The following is a 20,847-nucleotide window of genomic DNA, read 5'->3' on the forward strand; positions in this document are numbered from 1 at the left end:
AATTCGGACGTCTACACCGAGGAGCTACGTCATGCGCAAGTTACTGGCCGCGGGCATTGCCTGCGTGCTCACCCTGTCCGGTGCGTCGATCGTCGTCGCGCAGCAGACCGACCCCGCGGAAGCGGCCTCGGCCACGGAAGCCCTCGGCTTGGGTTTCGGTCACGGTGGCCCCGGGAGCGATCCGCGCACGGCCACCCCGATCAGGCACGTGGTCGTGATTTTTCAGGAGAATGTCTCCTTCGACCACTATTTCGGCACCTATCCGTTCGCCGCCAATGCGAAAGGCGAGCCCGCGTTCTACGCGCGGCCGTTCACGCCGCCGGTCAACGGTCTGACGCATCGCCTGTTGACCGATAATCCCAACGCCAGCAACACAGCCAACGCGGATGCCGCCATCAATCCGTTTCGCCTGACCCGCGCGCAAGCGGCGACGGCCGATCAGGACCACGGCTACACATCGGAGCAGCGGGCCTTCCACGGCGGTCGCATGGACCTGTTCCCGCTGTACACCGGTCGCGGCGAAACGCTGCCTGATGGCGATGCGGCGGAAGAGGGCAAGGGCCAGGTCATGGGCTACTACGACGGCAACACGGTCACCGCGTACTGGAACTACGCGCAGAACTTCGCGATGAGCGACAACCACTATGGCACCGGGTTTGGCCCGTCCACGCCGGGTGCGGTCAACCTCATCGCCGGCCAGACCGCCGGCGTGATCGATACGCTCAACGGTACCGGTGCCGAGACCGACGACGGGCACGGTGGTCTGACGATGATCGGCGATCCCGATCCGATCGGCGATGTCTGCTCGTCGCCCACGGCCAATCAGGTGACGATGGGCGGTCGCAACATCGGCGACCTGCTCAACGAGCGCAACATCACATGGGGCTGGTTCCAGGGCGGTTTCGACCTTACCCGGACCAACGCCGACGGCAGCACGGGTTGCACGCGCCGCCACCTGTCGAGTGTGACCCACACCACGTCCAACGATTACAGCCAGCATCACGAGCCGTTCCAGTACTACCCGTCCACCGCGAACCCGACGCATGCGCGTCCGACCTCGGTGGCGACGATCGGCAAGACCGACGCGGCCAACCATCAGTACGATATCGAAGACTTCTACGACGCGCTCGATGCGAACAACCTGCCGGCGGTGAGCTTCCTCAAGGCTCCGGCGTATCAGGACGGCCATGCGGGTTATTCCGATCCGCTCGACGAACAGGCCTTCGTCGTCCACGTGATCAATACCCTGCAGCAGAGCGCCGAGTGGAAGGACACGGCGGTCATCATCGCCTATGACGATTCCGATGGCTGGTACGACCACCAGGCGCCGCCGCACATGAACGCATCGGTCGGCAGCACCGACGCGCTGGACGGCGACGGTGTGTGCAAGGGCCATGGCACGCTGCCGGGCCTCGATGGCAAGACACCGGCGCAGGGCCGCTGCGGTTTCGGTCCGCGCCTGCCCTTGCTGGTGGTGTCCCCGTGGGCGCGCGAGAACATGGTCGATCACAGCGTTACCGACCAGAGCTCGATCACGCGCTTCATCGAAGACAACTGGCTGTCGGGCAAGCGCATCGGCGGCGGATCCACCGACGCACAGGCCGGTCGCCTGGACGGCATGTTCGATTTCTTCCTGCCGCGTCTGTTCGATCGCAAGCTGATCCTCGACGAGTCGACCGGTCAGCCGAAGCAGGCGGGCGGTGGTGGCTGGCCGCACTGGCCGTTCGGGAACGGTGGGCATGGTTGATCGCCGCCGGTTTCTGACCACGGCGGGCTGGGCGGCCGCGGCGGGGTGGATCCCGTCGCGGCTGCTCGCGCATGACATGCACGGCATGCAGGCCGCGCCCGCCGCGAAGGTGGGCAACAACCTGTGCATGCATCCCATGGGTGACACGACGCGGATGCCGGGTCTGGTCGATCCGGGCAAGCTCGCCGCCTTTGTCGATCCGCTGCCGTTGCCCCCGACATTGCACGCCGGGAAGGATAAGCCGCTGCACGTCCGCATGGCCGAGACGACGCAGAAGCTGCACCGCGATCTGCCGCCGACGACGCTATGGACGTACGGCGGCCATTATCCCGGGCCGACGATCGAAGCCCGTACGGGTCAGCCGGTGGATGTGGTCTGGGAGAACGCGCTGCCGACGAAGCATTTCCTGCCGGTGGATCACGCGATCTGCGGTGCGGAGGCGGACAAGCCCGAAGTGCGTGCCATCGTCCATCTGCACGGTGCCAGGGTGCCGCGCGCGGACGATGGTTTTCCGGAGGACTGGTACGTCCCCGGCAAGTCACGCAAGCACCATTACGCCAACGTCCAGGATGCTTCGACGCTCTGGTATCACGATCACGCGATGGGCATCAACCGGCTGAACATGTATGCCGGGCTGATGGGTCTCTACCTGTTGCGCGATGACCATGAGCTGTCGCTTGGCTTGCCCTCGGGCGAGCAGGAGTTGCCGCTGGTGCTCGCCGACCGATGGTTGCGTACGGACGGGCGGCTGTACTACCCGGATTCCGGCGATGCGAATGCGCCGTGGGTGCCCGAGGTGTTCGGCAACCTCACACTGGTCAACGGTGCGATCCTGCCCCGGGCCGACGTGCAGCCGCGTCGTTATCGCCTGCGCGTGCTCAATGCCGCCAATGGGCGGTTCTATCATCTGCGCTTTCGCGACGGCAGACCGTTTCAGGTGATCGGATCGGACCAGGGGCTGCTTGCCGCGCCGGCGACGGTGAAGTCGCTTTTTCTCGCACCGGGCGAGCGTGCGGACCTCGTCGTCGACTTCGCTTCGTTGCGCGGCGCCAGCGTCGAGCTGATGAACGATGCGCTGCCGCTGATGCGTTTTGCCGTGGGGCAGGGCGAAGTGCGGGACGTCAGTCGGGTACCGGACGTGCTGCGCGATCTGCCGCGTGTCACTGAAACCACGGCGTCGAGGTCACGCGAGCTCACGCTGGACGAATACAGCGACTGCGTCGCGACGCCGATGTTGATGCTGTTGAACGGCAAGCGCTGGCACGACCCGGTGACCGAGACAGTGAAGCTGGGCACGACGGAGATGTGGAATCTGGTGAACCTCACCGAGGACACGCATCCGATCCATCTGCACCTCGTTCGTTTCCAGATTCTCGACCGGCGGCCTTATGACGTCGACGAGTACATGGAAAAGAAGACGATCCGCTACGTCGGGCCGGCGCAGGAGCCACCGGCGCATGAACGTGGCTGGAAGGATGTGGTGCAGGTGTATCCGGGGATGATTACGCGTATCGTGGCGACCTTCGATGGCTATGCCGGGCGGTATGCATGGCATTGCCATCTGGCGGAGCACGAGGCGAATGAAATGATGCGACCGTTCGAGGTAGTGGTGTAGGAGCGCGCCTTGCGCGCGAAGCTTCTGATCAGAAGCATCGCGCGCAAGGCGCGCTCCTACAATCAATGGGCGAGTTGTTGCAACGCGGGGGCATCCAGCCGCAACACCGGATAAGCACCCACCTTCTGCACTGTGTACCACGGGCTGCGCTCGTAGAAGAAGGTCAGCCGCGCGCGTGGGCTGGCGGCAAACGCCGCGTCGCTTTTCACCTTCGCGTCGAACTCCGCCTTCAGCGAAGGATTCTCCGCCAGCATCTTCCTCGCCAGGGCCTCGAGCACACGAGGCTCGCCGTATTCCTTCTGCTCGAAGATCCCATTGAGATACCCCCAGCGCAGCACCGAGTCCGGCGCGCGCGCATCGAGCAGGTTCAGAGCGAGCACCGCATCGACGTTATCCGCGCGGACAATCACGGTACCCGGGGGTAACTCGACGGTTTCCTTCGCTGGCGTCACCACGACGTCTTTCAACATGTGATGACCCTCGAACGGCTTATCCGCCCACTTCGGCTGCGTCAGCTCGTCGCGCGTCACGGCGACCTTCGTCGCGGCGGTCGTACGCGTATAAGGGATGCCCTGCGCATCCAGCCGCTCGATGATGTCGGTCCACTGCGGCGGAATCGCCCATGCGGCAGGGATTGGTGCCGAGACATCCGGCAGCAGATCGTTCCAGCTCTGGATGTCGTAGGTCTTGTTGGTCTTCGGGTCGTACTGGACCCAGAGGTCGCCGGAGATGTCGCTCTTTGTCTGGGTGAACGCGTAACCCTTAAGCTGGAACGGTTTCGGCGTCGGGTCCAGCTTGAAGGTGACCGGCAACGAAGCACCTGGCTGCGCGGAAAGTGACGACGCCCAGCGATCCGCATCCTTCGACGCCTGCAGCAACGCGGCAGGATCGGCGTTGATCACCTCGAACATGCTGCGCACGACGTCGTACGTCGCGCGCACGCGAACTTCGTATGACTTCAGCATGTGCGTTTCGATCAGCAACCCGGCGCGATTGCGGATCGCCGCGTAACCGGTCGAGAAGCGCGGACCCGAGCCGAAGTTTTCGATGCCCTTGGTGATATCGCGCCCGTCGCGGAACTCGAGGTAGGGCGAAGCCAGATGACCGAGCTTTTCGTAGCGGGGCATGGTCTGACCGGCAAAAGCCTTCGCCTGCCAGGCGGCGATCGACGGTGGCAGCTTATGTGCATCCTCCGCGTACCACGTGAGGTCGTACTGATAGTCCGCGCCATCCGTCGTATGGATGTCGATGAGCAGGTCGGGCTTCCATGCGTTTCACAGTGTCAGCCACGCGCGGGTTTCCGGCGCGTCGGCCTTGACGTAGTCGCGGTTGAGATTGAGGTACTGCGACTGGCCACGGAAACCCATTTCCTCGGGACCGTTCTGGTTGATGCGGAAATACGGGCCGGAGTTCTCGTGCCCGTCCACGCTGTACACCGGGATGTAAACCAGCACGGCGTGATCGAGCAGATGGGGCAGGCGGCCCATGGTGGCGAAGTCGCGCAGCAGCATCAGCCCCGCGTCCTTGCCTTCGATCTCGCCCGGGTGGATGCCCGCCTGCAGCAGCACGATGGGCTTGCCCGCCGCGCGGGCGCGCTCGGGTGTGAGGTCGCCGTCCTTGCCGGCGACGACCACCGTCATCGGGCGGCCTTCCGGCGTGGTACCGAACGTCTCCAGACGGATCGTGTCCGGCGCGGCGCGGGCCAGCCGGCGCAGGAACGCCTGCGTCTCCGCATACGATGGCGTGGTCCGGAACGAGGATGCTTCGGCGGGCGTGGTCCAGGTGTCTTTCGCGTGGATCGTCATCGGGGTCACCGCGATCAGGGCGAGGAGAAGTCGTGCTTGAAGCGTCACGGTCAGGCCAGCCTTCGGAAAGGGAATCGGGTCATTGTGTGATTTTTTTCGCGCCACGGCGAATCATGGGGGAAAGAGGAGGCGTCATGGCGGATCAGGCGAGGCGGCGCGAGTGTGAGGCGCTGCTCCACACCCATCGGAAAATCCTGTTCAAGGTCGCGGCGGTGTATGCCCGCGGCGAGGAGGACCGGCGCGACCTCGCTCAGGAGATCGCATTGCAGGTCTGGCGCTCGTTCGCCAGCTATGACGTCGCCCGCCCGTTTTCCACGTGGATGTATCGCGTGGCGCTCAACGTCGGACTTTCGCATGCCCGGCGCGAACGCGAGCGGCACCAGCCGCTGGACGAAGCGCTGATCGACACCCTGGGTGGCGGTACACCCATCGATGAGCCGGACGAGCGGCTCGCGCTGCTGGCCAGGGCCATCGAAGCACTCGCGCCACTCGACCGGGCGCTGGCCATGCTTTACCTCGACGAGCTGCCGCATGCCGAGATCGCGGCGGTGCTGGGTATCGGCGAGTCCAACGTCGGCACGCGTATCGCGCGCCTGAAGCAACGCCTGCGCCGGGATATGACCGGCCGGGCATCCACGAGAGGAAGTTGATCATGGAACTCGACGAACTGAAGGCGGGATGGGCGGAGCTCGACCGGCGGCTGGATCGGATCGAGGCGGCCGTCTTGGTGTCGGGCCGGCGCCGAGGCGTGAAGTCGGAACTGCGCGCGCTCGTGGCCTGGCAGCTGATACAGCTGATCGCGGGCCTGATGCTGGCGGTAGCGGCCGGGTCGTTCTGGGTCGATCACCGGGCGCAGCCGAGCCTTCTGGTGACCGGCGTTCTGCTGCATCTTTATGGCGTCGCCATGATCGTCGCCGCCGTCCGCACTCTCGTCCTCGTAGCCCGGGTGGACGAGGCCTCGCCCGTGCTGACGCTGCAGGCGCGGATCGCCGACCTGCGGGCGTGGCGCATCCGCGAGGGCCGCTGGTTCGGTGTGGTCGGGTGTTTCATGTGGGTCGCGATGGTGATCTGGGCGTTTGGCTTGCTGGGCGTGGATGTGGTGGCGGCGAATCCGGCCTTCGTCGGCTTGCAGCTGCTCACGGCGGTGGTGTGCCTCGGCGTCTTCATCGTGGTCTCGCGACTGGACGGAAAGCCGGAAGGTTCCGCGGTACGGCGGGCGCAGGAGCGGCTGGACGAGATCGAGCGGTTTCGTTTGGGGTGACCGGGTCGTGACCCGGGCAAGGACAACGGATCCATAAGCTGGCGCTAAGCCGGGCATAGGGATAATTTGGGCCCATACGGAGGCTCTCCCTTGCACATCATCCTCGTCGAAGACGACGCCCAGCTGGGCGATGCCATCCGCCGCGCGCTGGAACGACTGGCCTATACGATCAGTTGGTACCGCGACGGCAACGAGGCGCTGTCCGCGCTGCGCGACCACGACGCGGACCTGGTCCTGCTCGATCTGGGCCTACCCGGGCGCGATGGCATGGACGTGCTCAGCGAGGCGCGTCGTCTGCGCGTCACCACACCGGTGATCGTCATGTCGGCGCGCGATGCCCTCGATTCGCGCATCCAGGTGCTCGATGCGGGTGCGGACGATTACCTGATCAAGCCGTTCCATCTCGATGAGCTGGCGGCGCGCATCCGTTCGCTGGCCCGTCGGGTGCGTGGCGCGGCGGTGAACAAACTCGAAGCCGGCGCTCTGAGCCTCGACCTGGGCACGTTCGATGTGGTCTGGCACGGACAGAAGGTGGAACTGACCCGGCGTGAGTTCGCGCTGTTACAGGCGCTGATGGAGCGGGCGGGCCGGATCGTCCGTCGCGAGTCGCTGGAGACCTCGCTGTATGGGCCGGACAGTGCGATGAGCACCAGCGCACTCGAGGTGCTCGTGCACTCCCTGCGCCGTAAGCTGAGCCACGAGGCGATCCAGACGGTGCGAGGCTTCGGTTACATGATTCCGCGGGAACCGCTTTGACGCCGCTGAGTCTCCGATCGCGGCTGCTGATCCTGATCGTCATCGTTCTGGCGGCCGTGCTGCTGCCGCTGGGTGTACTCAGCGCCAAGCGCACACTCGAAGAAGTGGACGAACTATCGGACGGTCGTCTCGCGCAGGCGGCCCGCACGCTGGAAGTTCTGGTCGGCCGCATCGGTGTCGAGCAGCTGCGCAGCCAGCGCGACGCGCGGCTGCTGGTGCCGAGCGTGTCGAATCATCCGCAGGAACTCACGGTACAGGGGCGCACGTTCGAATCCGAAGTGGGCTTCCAGGTCTTCGATCGCGACGGCCATCTTTTGCTGGGTACCGAGAATCTGGCCGGATTGCCCAACACGCATGCCGCCGATGGCGCGTTCGAGGATGTCGAGACCGGGCATCACGAATGGCGCGTCTTCACGCTGATCATGGAAAGCGAAAACATCACGATCCGTGCCGGCGAGCGCTACGACAGCCGTCACGAGATCACCCGCGCGCTGTGGATCGAGCACGGTCTGCCCACGTTGCTCGGTCTGCCGCTGCTGGCGATTCTGGTGGGCTGGGCCATCCGTCGCGGTCTGGGACCGCTGGAGGCGTTGGCCAGTGCGCTTGCCCGACGCGAGCCCGGCAGTCGCGAGCCCATTCACCTGTCCGACGCACCGACCGAACTGCAGCCGGTGCTGACGGCTCTCAACGACCAGATCAGTCGGCTCGAAAGCGCGCTGGATCGCGAACGCCGCTTCAGTGCGGACGTGGCGCACGAACTGCGTACGCCACTCGCCTCGACCATGATCAACCTCGAGGATGCGATGGCGTCCGCACAACCGGACGAGGCTACGCGCTCCGCGCTGGAGGCCGCACGCGCCTGTCTGGTCTCGCTGGCCCGGCGCACGGAGCAGCTGCTGGCGCTGGCGCGCCTGGAAGTGGGTGCCGCGTCCGGCCCGCGCAGTCGCGTGGATCTCGGCGAACTGGCCCTCGAGGTGATCGATGAACTGGCGCCCCTGGTCGGCAAGGGCAGTGTCGAGATGAGTGTCCGCGAACTGCCCGACCACCTGTTCGTCGAGGGCTACGGCGTCGCTCTGGGTGCCCTGCTGCGTAACCTGCTGGAGAATGCCTTCCGCCATGTGCCGCAGGGCGGTCATGTGGAACTGGCCATCGGTTCGGTGGACGGCATGGCGCGGATCGAGGTGGTCGACGATGGCCCCGGCATCCCGCCGGACCGCCGCGCGGCCATGTTCACCCGTTTCCAGCGGGGCGTGGACACCCACGGCGAGGGCTATGGCCTGGGCCTGTCGATCGTGCAGCGCGCCGCCGAACTCCATGGCGCGTCCATCGAACTGCTCGATCGCCATGGCGGGTCAGGCCTGCGCGTCGTTGTGACGCTGCCGGCGGCATGACCGACAGGAAATCCGTGCAATTCTGCTAACAAACCCCGGCGCATACTCGTAGTCCCTGTCCAAGGAGCGCTCCGATGAAGAACCCGCAAGCGACCAAAAACCTTCGCAAGGCCGACCTGCGCACGCCCAACGGTCTGGGTGCCGACGCGACACGTGACATTGCCGCCGAGGTGAATGCTCTGCTGGCGGATACCTTCGCGCTGTACCTGAAGACGAAGAATTTCCACTGGCACATGTCCGGCCCGCGTTTCCGCGACCTGCACCTGCTGCTGGACGAGCAGGGCGAGCAGATCTTCGCCATGACGGACGATCTTGCCGAGCGCGTGCGCAAGCTCGGCGGCACCACGCTGCATTCGATCGGGCACATCGCTCGTCTGCAACGTCTGTCCGACAACGACGCCGACTTCGTCACGCCGCAGGACATGCTGGCCGAGTTGCGTGAGGACAATCAGCGCCTCACGGGCTTCATGCGTGAGACGCATGCGCTGTGCGACGAATACAACGACGTCGCCACGGCCAGCCTGATCGAAAACTGGATCGACCAGACGGAGCGCCGCGTGTGGTTCCTCTTTGAGGCGGCGCGCGAGAGCTGAGGGCTCGGCTTTGCCATCGCATTTGGCTTTGTCGCGGCGTGCGGTGTGGTCGTTAAGAGCCGGCGGTGGTGACCCTCGAGGCCACGCCTTCGGCGACCCCTCAATGAAAGGCGGCTACCGCCGCCGTATATCAATGGCCTTCGGCCGGGTCGGGCTTCGCCTGGGGGTTTTCGAGTCGGCTGTCCCTGCCTCCCCGAAAACGGCCGGTCATCCCTGACCGGCCCCGCTTCGCGGCCTTGTCCAGTCGAAGCCCTCGCCTGCGGCTACCGGCCGCGAGGGTCACCCCCGCCGTCTCTTTGGTGTACCGAGGTGGGTTGGTGGTCGAGCGGGGTGTGGCTTCTTCGCTTCGTTGGCTTTTCGCGCGCAGGGCGCGCTCCTACAGGCCGCCATGTATCCCACCATTGCGGTCGCCGTGCGGTAGGAGCGAACCCTGTTCGCGAACCCTCAGCCTGACTAAGGCGAATGAGGCCATACACCCCAGGCAAGCGAGCGGTCCCAGCCAACGAAGCGCACCGCCGCTCGTCCCACCCGCAACCTCAGTCCCCCAAAGAGCCGGCGGGTGCCACCCTCGCGTCCGGTAGCCGCAGGCGAGGGCGCCGACTGGAAGAGGCCCGCAGGGGGCCGGTCAGGGATGACCGGCCGTTTTCGGGGAGGCAGGGACAGCCGACTCGAAAACCCCCAGTCGGAGCCCGACCCGGCCGATGGCCATTGAGATACGGCCGCGGAGCGGCCTTTCCCTGAGGGGTCGCCGCAGGCGTGGACGCGAGGGTGGCACCCGCCGGCTCTTCCATGCGACACCACACGCCGCGACAAAGCCAAACGCGAAGGCGACAGCCGAGCCCTCAATAACGCCACCAGCGGCGCAAAAAAAAGCCAGCGCGAATGGCGGAACATACGCCGCCATTCGCTCCGACCCTATGTCTCCCCGCGCGCCTCGTTACTTCTTAGGCGTAGCGATCGCGCCGATCAGGTCCTTGCCCTCACCACGCACGAGATGCGGATACTTCAGCCCCTCGTGGTAATCGACCTTGATCGTGGCGTAGTCGTCGGTGCTCTTGATCAGGAACTCGATCGGCGTGCTCGTACCCTTCGCCGCGGTCACGGCGTCCTTCAGGACCTGCGCCGAGTAATCCTTGCCGTTGATGGCGACCAGCTGCACGCCCGGCACGAGACCGGCCTTCGCGGCTACACCGTCCCACTGCGCGTCGGTAACCGAGCCTTTGTCGTTAACCACGATGCCGAGTGAGTATGCGAGGTTGACCGACTTACGGATCTTTTCCGCCGTCTTCGCGAACGCGGTCGGCTTGTCGTCGTAGACGAGTTTCCAGCCACCGCCCTCGATGCCGTGCTCGGGCAGGGTGTCGCCCGTGTAATCGAGGCGCTGGCGCAGGAAGCTCGCCCAGTCGAACGGCTGGATGCCGTTGAGTGTCGAGACGACGTCCTCGAACGTATAGGTTTTCGGCGTGTAGCTGCCGTTGTCCATGCCGTAGAAGGCCTTCGCGAATTCGTCCAGCGTGTGCTTGCCGCCGGACAGGTCGCGCATCTTCGTATCGACGTCCAGCCAGAGTAGCTGGCCTTCCGGATAGTAGTCCGAGCTGCGACGCAGATTGCCCCAGCCCGGGCTGCCGCCACGCGAGGACAGCGGGATGCCGTCGGCCGTGTCCTGCAGCGAGCGCCACGAACGGCCCGTGCGTGCGGACATGTCGGCGGCGATGCCGGCCAGCGAGTCACGCCACTGGTCGGTGGTCCAGATGCCCGAGCGGGCGGTCAGCACGCCGGCCCAGTAGTCGGTCAGGCCTTCGTAGACCCAGAGCAGGTCGTCCTGCATGGGCTCGGCGAAGGTCGGCGTCCACAGGTCCGCCGGACGACGGAACTTGCCGTTCCACGAATGGATGTACTCGTGCGGAAGCAGGGTGCCCGCGGCCACGTTGACGTCGGCGTCGGTGAGGAAGTTGGCGAAGAGGCGATCGTCGCTGGACTGGTGGTGCTCGAGCCCGAAATGGCCCGTGTGATCCGAGGTCACCAGCAGGAAGTCGTAATGACCGTAGTGGTGCGCACCGAACAGTTTGTTGGCCTGCACGATGAGGTTACGCTGTACTTCGATCTGCTTGTCGGTGGCCTTGACGCCCGCGGCGGTATCGCCGGTGATGTCGAGGTGCACCTGCGTTTCCTGGCCCGGAGCGAGGTCGATCCGGTTGAAGTACTTGCCGCTCATGACCGGCGAGTCGACCAGGTTCTCGTAGCTCACGGTCTTGAAACTGACTGTGTTGCCGCTCTGAGACGCGGTCTCCAGCGCGGATGCGTACTTCCAGCCGGCAGGCAGGGTCACGCTCGGATCGACCTTGATCTGGCTCGCGTAGTAGCCGGCCGGATAGAACGACACTTCATTGAAGGAGAGTGGCACGTAGTTCGGCGTCGCCGGGGCGAGATAAACGAACGAAAGCTCGAGCTTGTCGGTGCCTTCGGGTACGTCGACGTGGAAGGCATACATTTCCTGCAGGTCGCGACGCCACGGGATCTTCTTGCCGTTGGCGGTGACCTGGATGCCGGCGACGTTGGACAACGGGCCCGAAGGGCCGTGCACGCCCGGGATCCACTTCGGGTAGTGCAGCACCACGTGTCCGGCGGTCACCGGGATGGTTTCCTTCACCCGGAAGATGTTCTTCGCGGCGTCGGACAGGTCGACGTTGAGCGTGAGATTGCCGGCGTAAGGTTTGTCCACGGCGGCGGGAATGGCTGGCGAAACGGCCGGGGCTGCGGATGCGGCGGCGGAGATAGCCATCGCCGACAAGACGGCGGCGGCGAGGGTGGCACGACGAAGCGGCAGGCGCATGGCTCTGGGTTCCCCTTGGCGGACGAGATCGTTGTCGCCCGATAGTCGGGGCCGCGTTCCGGAGCGACCTGTGCCAAAGGTCATACCTGTTTTAAACGGGGTACTTCGCCCACCGCTCAGCCGCGGCTAGCATGGCGCCATGAAAGCATCGACCCTGCGCCGCATCTTCAATGCCTGGCCGCCCTTCCTGTTCGCCGGCATCCGCGTGGTGAAGATGGACGACTACCGCTACGTCAGGGTGAAGCTCAGGCTTGCCTGGTACAACCGCAATTACGTGCGCACACACTTTGGCGGCAACCTGTTCTCGATGACCGATCCGTTCTGGATGATCATGGTGCTCAAGTCGCTGGGGAGCGAATACATCGTCTGGGACCAGGCCGGGGAAATCCGCTTCGTCGCGCCCGGTCGGGAAGATGTCTTCGCGGAGTTCCGCGTCGACGACGCGCTGCTCGATGAGATCCGCGAGATGACCGCCGACGGCGAGAAGCACCTGCGCTGGTTCGATACCGATATCCGCACCGCGTCGGGCGAACTGGTCGCTACTGTAGGCAAGCAACTGTACGTGCGCCGCAAGCGGCGCTGAGCTACGCTCGGTCGATATTCCCATCGGCGTCGTGCTCATGAGTGAATCCGACGCGCTTCGCGACCTCTATCGCGCGTACATCGACTGCCTCAATCGGCGTGCATGGCCCGAACTCGGTCGACACGTGCATGACGACGTGCGATACAACGGCGAGTGCGTCGGCCTGCCAGGCTACCGCGCGATGCTCGAGCGCGACGTTCGCGACATCCCCGACCTGCGGTTCGACATCGCGTTCGTGATGGCGGAGCCACCGCATATCGCCTGCCGTTTGCGCTTCGACGTGACGCCCGCGGGCCGGTTCATGGGCGTCGCGGTCGATGGTCGGCGAATCGCTTTCAACGAAAACGTCTTCTATCGATTCGAGGCCGGCCGAATCGTCGAGGTCTGGTCGGTGATCGACAAGGCGGCCATCGAAGCGCAATTGGCGAGAAGCGCGCGGCGAATGCCGCGCGGGTGTCGATCAGAAGACCAGCGACGCCATCTTCCGCCGGTAGACGCTGACCAGCGCCGCGTCGTCAAGGGTGGCGAAGGCGGCGAGCAGGCGCTTCTTCGCCTGGCCGTCCTGCCAGTCGCGCTGGCGCTTGAGGATGTCGAGGAACTGGTCGAGGCCGGCGGCACTATCGCCTTCGATCAGCAGACGCACGCCGAGCAGGTCGCGGGCTTCCCAGTCGTTGTTGTTGGTCTGCACGCGCTCGCGCAGGGCCTCGAGCGGCGGGGCGCCCTCGAGCGCACGAGCCAGCTCGAGCTGGCTGCGCAGGCGGACGGCCCGGGCATCGGTGGCGAGGTTGGCGGGCAGGGCGTCGAGCTCCGCCTGTGCCGGCTGCACCTGACCGGCCCGCATCAGGGCCAGCGCGAGATCGAGCTTCAGCTCCGCGCGGTCGGGCTCGGCGGCGATCGCCTGCTGCAGGCGGTTGATCGCGTCCTCGGCGGTTTCCGGCGGGGCCACGTCCGCGGCGACGTCGTCATTGGCGGCTTCCGCCGGCTGGACGCCGTGCTTGGTCAGGAATTCGCGAATCTGGCCTTCCGGCAGCGCGCCGGCGAAACCGTCGACGACCTGCCCGCCGCTGATGAGGATCACCGTGGGGATGCTGCGCACGCCGAACATGGCGGCCAGCTGCTGCTCGGCGTCCACGTCGATCTTGGCCAGGCGGAAAGCGCCGTTGAACTCGCCCGCCAGCTTTTCGAGGATCGGGCCCAGCGACTTGCAGGGGCCGCACCATTCGGCCCAGAGGTCCACGAGGATCGGCGTTTCGAGCGAGGCCTGGATGACGTCGGTCTCGAAACCGGCGGTGGTCGCGTCGAAGACGTGTTCACTGCGGGTCGGGGCACTGCTCACGGGCTAACTCCTGGGACGGTATGTCGATGCCCCCAAGATCGGGGAAGGGCGGGAGCATATCAAGGTCGCACGCGCTTTTAGGATCAGACCTAGGGCGCTCGTCATGCGCCGTTTACGCGGATTTGCGATCATACGCCGGTGGGCCAGCCGGCCCGGAACCGCCGGGTTGGCATGCGTAAGGGTCAGGACCTCATCATCTGCGAGCATTGCGACTCCGTTTACCGGAAGCGTCCGCTGGCCCGTGGACAGGTTTCCGACTGCGTCGTCTGCGGGGCCGTGCTCGATCGCCATCAGTGGCTGAGCGTGGACGGCCAGTTCGCCCTGATCGTCGCCTCCCTTATCGTTTTCGTCATCGCCAACGTGTCGCCGATCGTTACCCTGGGTCTTTCGGGGATGACCGCCGCGACCACCTTATGGGGCGCGGTGATCGCCATGTGGCAGGATGGGGCGCAGATCGTCGCGGTGCTGACGGCGCTGACCCTGTTCTTCTTCCCGCTGGCCCAGATCACGATCTTCGGCTGGGTGCTGTTCTTCGCCCGCGACGGTCGGCGGGCGCCGGGGTTCTCCCGGGCCATGTCGTCGCTGGTCCGGGTCAAGCCCTGGAGCATGATCGAGGTCTTCATGCTCGGCACGCTGGTCGCCGTGGTCAAGGCACACACCTATTTCGACGTGGTCACGGGGCCGGGTATCTGGGCGTTTGGCTTCCTCACCCTGCTGATCACGGTCTTCTCCACCCACGATCCGCGCCACCTGTGGGATGTCACGAAGGACGCCAACGCATGAACGCGCCACCCCGGGCCGTGGACATGGGCATCATGTCCTGCCACGTCTGCCGACTGGTCACCGCCTATACCGACGACAAGCACGCCCATTGCCCTCGTTGCGGCAGCCCTTTGCACGGTCGTAAACACGCCAGCGTCTCCCGGTCATGGGCCCTGCTGCTGGCCGCCGCGATGTTCTACATCCCGGCCAACATCTTCCCGATCATGCGCACGCAGAGCCTGTCCTCGAAAGACGACAACACCATCCTCAGCGGCATCATCGAGCTGTGGCGGGCCGGGTCGCCGGGCCTGGCGGTCATCGTCTTCACGGCGAGCATCATCGTCCCCATGCTCAAGTTCATCATCATGGGCTACCTGCTCGTCTCGGTTCAGCGATCGAGCGACATGGTGGCCCGCCAGCGGTCGAAGCTGTATCGCTTCGTCGAGCTGATCGGGTACTGGTCGATGCTCGACGTCTTCGTCGTCGCGATCCTGTCCGCGCTGGTGCATTTCAAGATACTGAGCCGCGTCGAACCCCTGCCCGGCGTGGTGTATTTCGGCATCGTCGTCGTGCTGACGATGCTGGCGGCCATGAGTTTCGATCCCAGGTTGATCTGGGACAAAAGGAAATCGCAATGAGCGACACCCACGAGGGAAACACGCCGTCTCCCGACGAACTTCCGCAGCCGGAGGTGCGCAAGTCCAAGCTGGGCTTCTCGCTCATCTGGCTGGTGCCGATCGTGGCCGCCCTGGTCGGTATCTCGCTGCTGGTCAGCCACGCGCTGTCCGCCGGCCCGCAGATCACCGTGACCTTTCTGACCGCCGAAGGCATCGAAGCGGGCAAGACACAGGTCAAGTACAAGAACGTGGTGATCGGTAAGGTCACCACGATGCGCCTGTCGAAGGACCGCACGCATATCTCGGTCGTAATCGACCTCGAGAAGGATGCGAAGGCCTTCGCGACCAAGGGCACCCGCTACTGGGTCGTGCGTCCCCGTATCGGGGCCAGCGGCGTGTCGGGCATCGACACGCTGCTTTCCGGCGCGTTCATCGGCGCCGACGCGGGCGACTCCGAGGAAGACCAGGCCGATTTCACCGGCCTCGAAACGCCGCCCGCGGTGACCCATGGCGCGCCAGGCCGTCGCTTCGTGCTTCATTCCTCGGATCTGGGCTCGCTGGATATCGGTTCACCTGTCTATTACCGCCGCATCCAGGTCGGCCGCATCGTTTCCTATGAGCTCGACAAGGACGGTAAGGGCGTCTCCCTGCAGTTGTTCATCGACGGTCCCAACGATCGCTTCGTCAGCAAGGATGCCCGTTTCTGGAACGCCAGCGGTGTCGACGTGTCGCTGGGCGCCGACGGGCTCAAGCTCAACACGCAGTCGATCGCCACGGTGATCGCGGGCGGCGTGGCTTTCCAGTCCGCACCGGGTCCGCACGACGAGACGCCGGCCGACGAAATGGCCGAGTTCACCCTCTTCAACGACCAGCAGACCGCGCTGGCACCGCCCGACGGCAAGCCGCTCTACATCCGGATGACCTTCCAGCACTCCCTGCGTGGCCTCGCACCGGATGCGCCGGTGGAATTCCTCGGGGTGAAGGTCGGCCGCGTGGTGTCGGTCAATCTCGACTACGACCCGGTCAACAAGACCTTCCCGGTGGTCGTGGGTGCCCTGGTATACCCGCAGCGCCTCGGCAAGGCCGACGAGAAACTCCGCGCGGCGGTGGGCGGCAACGAGGAGCAGCAGATGCCGCGCATCCTGCACGGCATGGTCGACCACGGGCTGCGTGCGCAGGCACGCACCGGCAACCTGCTCACCGGCCAGCTCTATATCGCGATCGACTTCGACAAGAAGGCGCCGAAGGTCGCGTTCAACGAAAGCACCAAGCCGCTCGAAGTACCCACGATGGCGGGCGATTTCGATCACCTGCAGGAGCAGATATCCAGCATCGTCGACAAGGTCGAGAAGATCCCGTTCGACTCGATCGGCAAGAATCTCGACGGCAGCCTGCAGGAGCTGCACGGCACGCTGAAGCAGGTCAACGGCGAGCTGTTGCCCGAGGCGAAGAAGACCCTGCAGGGTGTGAACAAGACGGTCGGCACGGCCAACGACGCGCTGTCCGAAGACTCGCCGTTGCAGCAGAACATCGCCAATACGCTCGAGGAGTTGCAGCGCACGGTACGTTCCGTGGGCGCCCTCACCGACTACCTCGGCCGTCACCCGGAAGCGCTTCTGCGCGGACGCGGTGCCGATGCGCCGCCGAAGGTCATCCTCCCGTCGACTCCGAAGCAGGGCAAGGACGTACAGCCATGATCCGCACATTCCGCCTCGCCACCGCCGTCACCCTGCTGGGCACGCTAGCCGCGTGCTCTTCGGCGCCCACGCATTTCCATACGCTGATCCCGCCGTCCGCGGCGCTGGCGTCCGCCGCCGCACCGTTCGTCATCGACGTACAGGCGGTGGCCGTCCCGCCGCAGGTCGACCAGCCGGCCCTGGTGCTCCGTCAGGGTGCCAGCGGCATCGCCGTGCTCGACGGCGAACGCTGGGCGTCGCCACTGGGCGACGAAATCCGCGGTGCCCTCGCGGCCGACCTGTCGACGCGCCTCGGTACCCACGATGTCCATGGGCTGCCGCGCGCCAAGGACAGCAAGGTCGTCCGCGTGCAGTTCGATGTCCGTCGTTTCGATTCGGAGGTGGGCGGCAATGCCACCCTCGAGGCCAGCTGGTCGGTCCGCGCCGCCGATGCCGCCAGCACCTGCGCTTCCCGCGTCAGCGAGCCGGCCGGCAGCACCTACGACAGCCTGGTCGACGCTCACCAGCGCGCGCTGGCCAAGGCCGCCGACCAGGTCGCGGCGGCCGTCAGGGCCGTGGCGGCGGGGCAGGCGGGGGCTTGCCAGTAACGGGGGCGGTTAGCCTCGGCTGCGCCGTCGGGCTTGACGCACAGCGCGTCGAGGCATGGGCGCCGCCGGGTGCCATTCTCGTCGCTAAGTCCTCCTCCGGCCTTCGCCTACGTGCGGAAGCGCTCCGAGAACGACACCCGGCGGCACCCTCCGACCGGTGTCGTTTCGTGTTGAAAAGCGGATGGGCGCAAGGTGCTCAGGCGCTCTTAGGATTGCGACAACCTCAGGCCGGAGCCGCGCTCGTCGCCGCCGGACGAGGCACCCATCGTGCCTTGCTCGCCTCGCAACCTGCTGTAGCGCCGGAAGGGGGGCGTGGGCTGCCGTTCCTGGAGCGCTTCCGCACGAAGGCGAAGGCCGTAGGAGGACCTAGCGACAGGAATGGCAGCCCACGCCCCCCTTGCCTCAGTCCCGCCAGACGCTTTTGCCTTGAACACCCCCCGTAAGCTAGTCTCCCGCGATTGAGCGCCGCGCTTTTTCGTGCGGCCACCTGAGCATCCGACCGGTACCGAACACCATGCAGGACACCCAAGACCAGGGCACGCGCGAGCAGGGCGGTTATACGCCGGCCGCCGTCGAGACCGCCGCCCAGCACTTCTGGAATGAAACGCGTGCCTTCGAAGTCGTCGAAGACGCTGGCAAGCCGAAGTTCTACTGCCTCTCGATGCTGCCGTACCCCTCCGGCGCGCTGCACATGGGCCATGTCCGCAATTACACGATCGGCGACGTGATCAGCCGTTTCCAGCGCCAGCAGGGCAAGAACGTGCTCCAGCCCATGGGCTGGGATGCGTTCGGTCTGCCCGCTGAAAACGCCGCGATCAAGAACGACACCGCGCCGGCGAAGTGGACGTACAAGAACATCGATCACATGCGCGAGCAGCTCAAACGCATGGGCTTCGCGTACGACTGGACCCGCGAGGTCACCACCTGCCGTCCGGAGTACTACCGCTGGGAACAGCAGATGTTCACCCGGCTGATGAAGAAAGGCCTGGTGTATCGCAAGAACAGCGTCGTCAACTGGGACCCGGTCGACCAGACCGTGCTTGCCAACGAGCAGGTCATCGACGGCAAGGGCTGGCGCTCGGGCGCCGTGGTCGAGAAACGGGAGATCCCCCAGTGGTTCCTGAAGATCACCGCTTACGCGCAGGAGCTGCTGGACGGCCTGGACACGCTGCCGGGCTGGCCCGACGCGGTCAAGACGATGCAGCGCAACTGGCTGGGTCGCTCCGAAGGCCTGGAAATCACCTTCGACGTCGACGGTCAGGCTGAGCCGCTGACGGTGTTCACCACGCGTCCGGATACCCTCATGGGCGTCTCGTACCTGGCGGTCGCCGCCGAGCACGCGATCGCCACGCGCGCCGCCGAAGGCAATCCCGGCCTCGCCGAATTCATCGAAAGCTGCAAGGCCGGCGGCGTGTCCGAGGCCGAGCTGGAAACACAGGAAAAGCGCGGCTACTACACGGGCATCGATGCCACGCATCCGCTCACGGGCGAGAAGGTGCCCGTGTGGGTCGCCAACTTCGTTCTGATGGGCTACGGCACCGGCGCCGTGATGGCCGTGCCCGGTCACGACGAGCGCGACTGGGAGTTCGCCCAGAAGTATTCGCTGCCGATCAAGATGGTCGTCGTGGATCGTGGCGTCGTCGACGCCGTCGCCGAGCTCAGGCGCGACCTCGCCGCCGACGGCACCGACACCGTGCAGAACGCGCTGGACGGCGGTTCGTCGGACGCTTACCAGTCCGCGGCCGCGGTCGAGACGATCAAGACCTTCGAAACCAACATCCAGACGGCCGGCGCCTATACGGATTACGGCACGCTGATCAACTCGGGCGAGTTCGACGGCCTGGAATTCAGGGAAGCGTTCGAAGCCATCTCGGCGAAGCTGGCTGCGGCGGGTCGTGGCGAGCGCCGGGTCAACTGGCGCATCCGCGACTGGGGCGTCAGCCGCCAGCGCTACTGGGGTTGCCCGATCCCGGTGATCTACTGCCCGAACTGCGACGCCGTGCCGGTTCCCGAAGATCAGTTGCCCGTGGTCCTGCCGGAGGACGTCGCGTTCTCCGGCGTGCAGTCGCCGATCAAGGCGGACCCGGAATGGCGCAAGACCACCTGCCCGAACTGCGGCGGTCCGGCCGAGCGCGAGACGGATACGTTCGATACCTTCATGGAATCCAGCTGGTATCCGGCGCGATACACCAGCCCGGGTGCCGACGCCATGGTCGACGAACGCGTCAATTACTGGATGCCGGTCGACCAGTACATCGGCGGCATCGAGCACGCGATCCTGCATCTGCTGTATTTCCGCTTCTACCACAAGCTCATGCGTGACGAGGGCCTGGTGAACAGCGACGAGCCGGCCACCAACCTGCTCTGCCAGGGCATGGTCATCGCCGAAACCTACTTCCGCAAGGCGGACGACGGTCGCCTGACCTGGTTCAACCCGGCGGACGTGGACGTGCAGCGCGACGAGCGCGCGCGCATCGTGGGCGCGATCCTGCGCACCGATGGCGAGCCCGTGGAGATCGGCGGCATCGAGAAGATGGCCAAGTCGAAGAACAACGGTGTCGATCCGCAGTCGATGGTGGAGAAGTACGGCGCCGATACGGTGCGTCTGTTCTCGATGTTCGCCGCGCCGCCGGACCAGTCGCTGGAGTGGAACGAGGCGGGCGTGGAAGGTATGGCGCGCTTCCTGCGCCGCCTGTGGCGGGACGTCTCGGCTCACGCCGAGACCGCTGCTGGCGATCAGGGCGATAACCCGGCCGGCGAGTCGGTGCGCAAGACCGTCCGTCGTCAGCTGCACGAAACGATCCAGAAAGTCACCGACGACATCGCCCGTCGCCAGTCCTTCAACACGGCGATCGCCGCGCTGATGGAGCTGCTGAACGCCCTGAGCAAGTTCGACGATGCCAGTGTCGCCGGTCGCGCGCTTCGCCAGGAGGCCTTCACGGCCATCGTCCAGCTGATCAACCCGTTCACCCCGCATCTGTCGCATGCGCTGTGGCAGGTGCTGGGTCACGGCGAGACCCTGGTCGAGGACGCGGGCTGGCCCGCCGTCGACCCGGCCGCCCTGGTCCGCGACTCCCTGACCTACGCGGTGCAGGTCAACGGCAAACTTCGCGCTACCATCGAGGTGCCGGCTTCGGCCTCGAAGGATGAGGCCGAGACCATGGCCCGTGCCGAGCCCGCCGTGGCGCGGTTGCTGGAAGGGCTGACCGTGCGCAAGGTGATCGTCGTGCCCGGCAAGATCGTCAACATCGTCGCAGGATAATC

Annotated in this window: 17 protein-coding genes and 1 pseudogene; 14 read left to right on the forward strand and 4 right to left on the reverse strand. The window is 65.6% G+C overall.

All coding sequences use genetic code 11. The features are described 5' to 3' along the window. Positions 1-31 precede the first annotated feature (31 nt). The gene (locus tag FA87_RS04560; RefSeq protein WP_081996460.1) at positions 32-1,747 is read left to right on the forward strand and encodes an alkaline phosphatase family protein; all 1,716 of its coding nucleotides are present in this window, start codon (positions 32-34) and stop codon (positions 1,745-1,747) included. Further along, positions 1,740-3,362 carry a multicopper oxidase domain-containing protein gene (locus FA87_RS04565; RefSeq protein ID WP_239708986.1) on the forward strand — a complete coding sequence of 541 codons (1,623 nt, stop codon included), beginning with the start codon at positions 1,740-1,742 and terminating at the stop codon, positions 3,360-3,362. Before FA87_RS04560 ends, FA87_RS04565 begins: the two co-directional genes overlap by 8 nt. Before the next feature lie 62 nt (positions 3,363-3,424). Here the strand turns inward: FA87_RS04565 and FA87_RS21360 are convergent, their stop codons facing one another. Continuing rightward, positions 3,425-4,489, reverse strand: a complete 1,065-nt coding sequence (locus FA87_RS21360) for a hypothetical protein (RefSeq protein ID WP_342633149.1) — start codon at positions 4,487-4,489, stop codon at positions 3,425-3,427. Positions 4,490-4,636: 147 nt separating this feature from the next. Then, positions 4,637-5,215: a M14 family zinc carboxypeptidase gene (locus FA87_RS21365; RefSeq protein ID WP_342633150.1), complete on the reverse strand. Its 579-nt coding sequence runs from the start codon at positions 5,213-5,215 to the stop codon at positions 4,637-4,639. A gap of 86 nt (positions 5,216-5,301) precedes the next feature. Here FA87_RS21365 and FA87_RS04575 point away from each other — a divergent pair, with 86 nt between their 5' ends. From FA87_RS04575 to FA87_RS04595, 5 genes are all read left to right on the forward strand, one after another. Next, on the forward strand, positions 5,302-5,817 hold the full coding sequence (locus FA87_RS04575) for a sigma-70 family RNA polymerase sigma factor (protein ID WP_043692684.1): 516 nt from the start codon (positions 5,302-5,304) through the stop codon (positions 5,815-5,817). Positions 5,818-5,819: 2 nt separating this feature from the next. After that, the gene (locus FA87_RS19725) at positions 5,820-6,428 is read left to right on the forward strand and encodes a hypothetical protein (RefSeq protein ID WP_052191141.1); all 609 of its coding nucleotides are present in this window, start codon (positions 5,820-5,822) and stop codon (positions 6,426-6,428) included. Between the two features lie 90 nt (positions 6,429-6,518). Then, positions 6,519-7,184, forward strand: a complete 666-nt coding sequence (locus FA87_RS04585) for a response regulator (RefSeq protein ID WP_036115329.1) — start codon at positions 6,519-6,521, stop codon at positions 7,182-7,184. After that, a complete protein-coding gene (locus tag FA87_RS04590; protein ID WP_043692687.1) occupies positions 7,181-8,575 on the forward strand; it encodes an ATP-binding protein in 1,395 nt (464 codons plus the stop codon). Before FA87_RS04585 ends, FA87_RS04590 begins: the two co-directional genes overlap by 4 nt. Before the next feature lie 74 nt (positions 8,576-8,649). Continuing rightward, positions 8,650-9,168, forward strand: coding sequence for a DNA starvation/stationary phase protection protein (locus FA87_RS04595; RefSeq protein ID WP_036115320.1), 519 nt, complete (start codon positions 8,650-8,652; stop codon positions 9,166-9,168). 937 nt (positions 9,169-10,105) lie between these two features. Here FA87_RS04595 and FA87_RS04600 read toward each other — a convergent pair. Beyond that, positions 10,106-12,001: a M61 family metallopeptidase gene (locus tag FA87_RS04600; RefSeq protein ID WP_043692691.1), complete on the reverse strand. Its 1,896-nt coding sequence runs from the start codon at positions 11,999-12,001 to the stop codon at positions 10,106-10,108. A 139-nt stretch (positions 12,002-12,140) separates the two neighbouring features. On the opposite strand from FA87_RS04600, the gene FA87_RS04605 reads away from it, so the two are divergent. After that, positions 12,141-12,584 (forward strand): DUF4442 domain-containing protein, encoded by a 444-nt coding sequence (locus FA87_RS04605; RefSeq protein WP_043692694.1) that lies wholly within the window; start codon positions 12,141-12,143, stop codon positions 12,582-12,584. 37 nt (positions 12,585-12,621) lie between these two features. Then, positions 12,622-12,948, forward strand: a pseudogene (locus tag FA87_RS20190) (ester cyclase); the annotation flags it as partial. 96 nt (positions 12,949-13,044) lie between these two features. On the opposite strand, the gene trxA reads toward FA87_RS20190, so the two are convergent. Further along, entirely contained in the window at positions 13,045-13,920 is an 876-nt protein-coding gene (gene trxA, locus FA87_RS04615) for a thioredoxin (RefSeq protein WP_043692700.1), read from the reverse strand. Between the two features lie 171 nt (positions 13,921-14,091). Here trxA and FA87_RS04620 point away from each other — a divergent pair, with 171 nt between their 5' ends. The 5 genes from FA87_RS04620 (at position 14,092) to leuS (ending at position 20,845) form a co-directional block, all read left to right on the forward strand. Beyond that, positions 14,092-14,703: a paraquat-inducible protein A gene (locus FA87_RS04620; RefSeq protein WP_043692701.1), complete on the forward strand. Its 612-nt coding sequence runs from the start codon at positions 14,092-14,094 to the stop codon at positions 14,701-14,703. After that, entirely contained in the window at positions 14,700-15,320 is a 621-nt protein-coding gene (locus FA87_RS04625) for a paraquat-inducible protein A (protein WP_036115302.1), read from the forward strand. Before FA87_RS04620 ends, FA87_RS04625 begins: the two co-directional genes overlap by 4 nt. Further along, on the forward strand, positions 15,317-16,996 hold the full coding sequence (locus FA87_RS04630; protein WP_036115299.1) for an MlaD family protein: 1,680 nt from the start codon (positions 15,317-15,319) through the stop codon (positions 16,994-16,996). The genes FA87_RS04625 and FA87_RS04630 overlap by 4 nt, the downstream gene beginning before the upstream one ends. Next, a complete protein-coding gene (locus FA87_RS04635; RefSeq protein WP_036115296.1) occupies positions 16,993-17,583 on the forward strand; it encodes a PqiC family protein in 591 nt (196 codons plus the stop codon). Before FA87_RS04630 ends, FA87_RS04635 begins: the two co-directional genes overlap by 4 nt. Positions 17,584-18,097: 514 nt before the next feature. Continuing rightward, complete coding sequence (leuS, locus tag FA87_RS04640) at positions 18,098-20,845, forward strand: leucine--tRNA ligase (RefSeq protein ID WP_043692705.1); 2,748 nt, start codon at positions 18,098-18,100, stop codon at positions 20,843-20,845. Positions 20,846-20,847 lie beyond the last annotated feature (2 nt).

It is taken from the genome of Luteibacter sp. 9133, assembly GCF_000800155.1.
Classification (GTDB): Bacteria; Pseudomonadota; Gammaproteobacteria; order Xanthomonadales; family Rhodanobacteraceae; genus Luteibacter; species Luteibacter mycovicinus.

Coding starts and splice junctions, on each gene's coding strand:
- FA87_RS04560 (WP_081996460.1), top strand. CDS start 32: ATGCGCAAGTTACTGGCCGCGGGCATTGCCTGCGTGCTCACCCTGTCC.
- FA87_RS04565 (WP_239708986.1), top strand. CDS start 1,740: ATGGTTGATCGCCGCCGGTTTCTGACCACGGCGGGCTGGGCGGCCGCG.
- FA87_RS21360 (WP_342633149.1), bottom strand. CDS start 4,489: ATGCCCCGCTACGAAAAGCTCGGTCATCTGGCTTCGCCCTACCTCGAG.
- FA87_RS04575 (WP_043692684.1), top strand. CDS start 5,302: ATGGCGGATCAGGCGAGGCGGCGCGAGTGTGAGGCGCTGCTCCACACC.
- FA87_RS19725 (WP_052191141.1), top strand. CDS start 5,820: ATGGAACTCGACGAACTGAAGGCGGGATGGGCGGAGCTCGACCGGCGG.
- FA87_RS04595 (WP_036115320.1), top strand. CDS start 8,650: ATGAAGAACCCGCAAGCGACCAAAAACCTTCGCAAGGCCGACCTGCGC.
- FA87_RS04600 (WP_043692691.1), bottom strand. CDS start 12,001: ATGCGCCTGCCGCTTCGTCGTGCCACCCTCGCCGCCGCCGTCTTGTCG.
- FA87_RS04605 (WP_043692694.1), top strand. CDS start 12,141: ATGAAAGCATCGACCCTGCGCCGCATCTTCAATGCCTGGCCGCCCTTC.
- FA87_RS04620 (WP_043692701.1), top strand. CDS start 14,092: ATGCGTAAGGGTCAGGACCTCATCATCTGCGAGCATTGCGACTCCGTT.
- FA87_RS04625 (WP_036115302.1), top strand. CDS start 14,700: ATGAACGCGCCACCCCGGGCCGTGGACATGGGCATCATGTCCTGCCAC.
- FA87_RS04630 (WP_036115299.1), top strand. CDS start 15,317: ATGAGCGACACCCACGAGGGAAACACGCCGTCTCCCGACGAACTTCCG.
- FA87_RS04635 (WP_036115296.1), top strand. CDS start 16,993: ATGATCCGCACATTCCGCCTCGCCACCGCCGTCACCCTGCTGGGCACG.
- leuS (WP_043692705.1), top strand. CDS start 18,098: ATGCAGGACACCCAAGACCAGGGCACGCGCGAGCAGGGCGGTTATACG.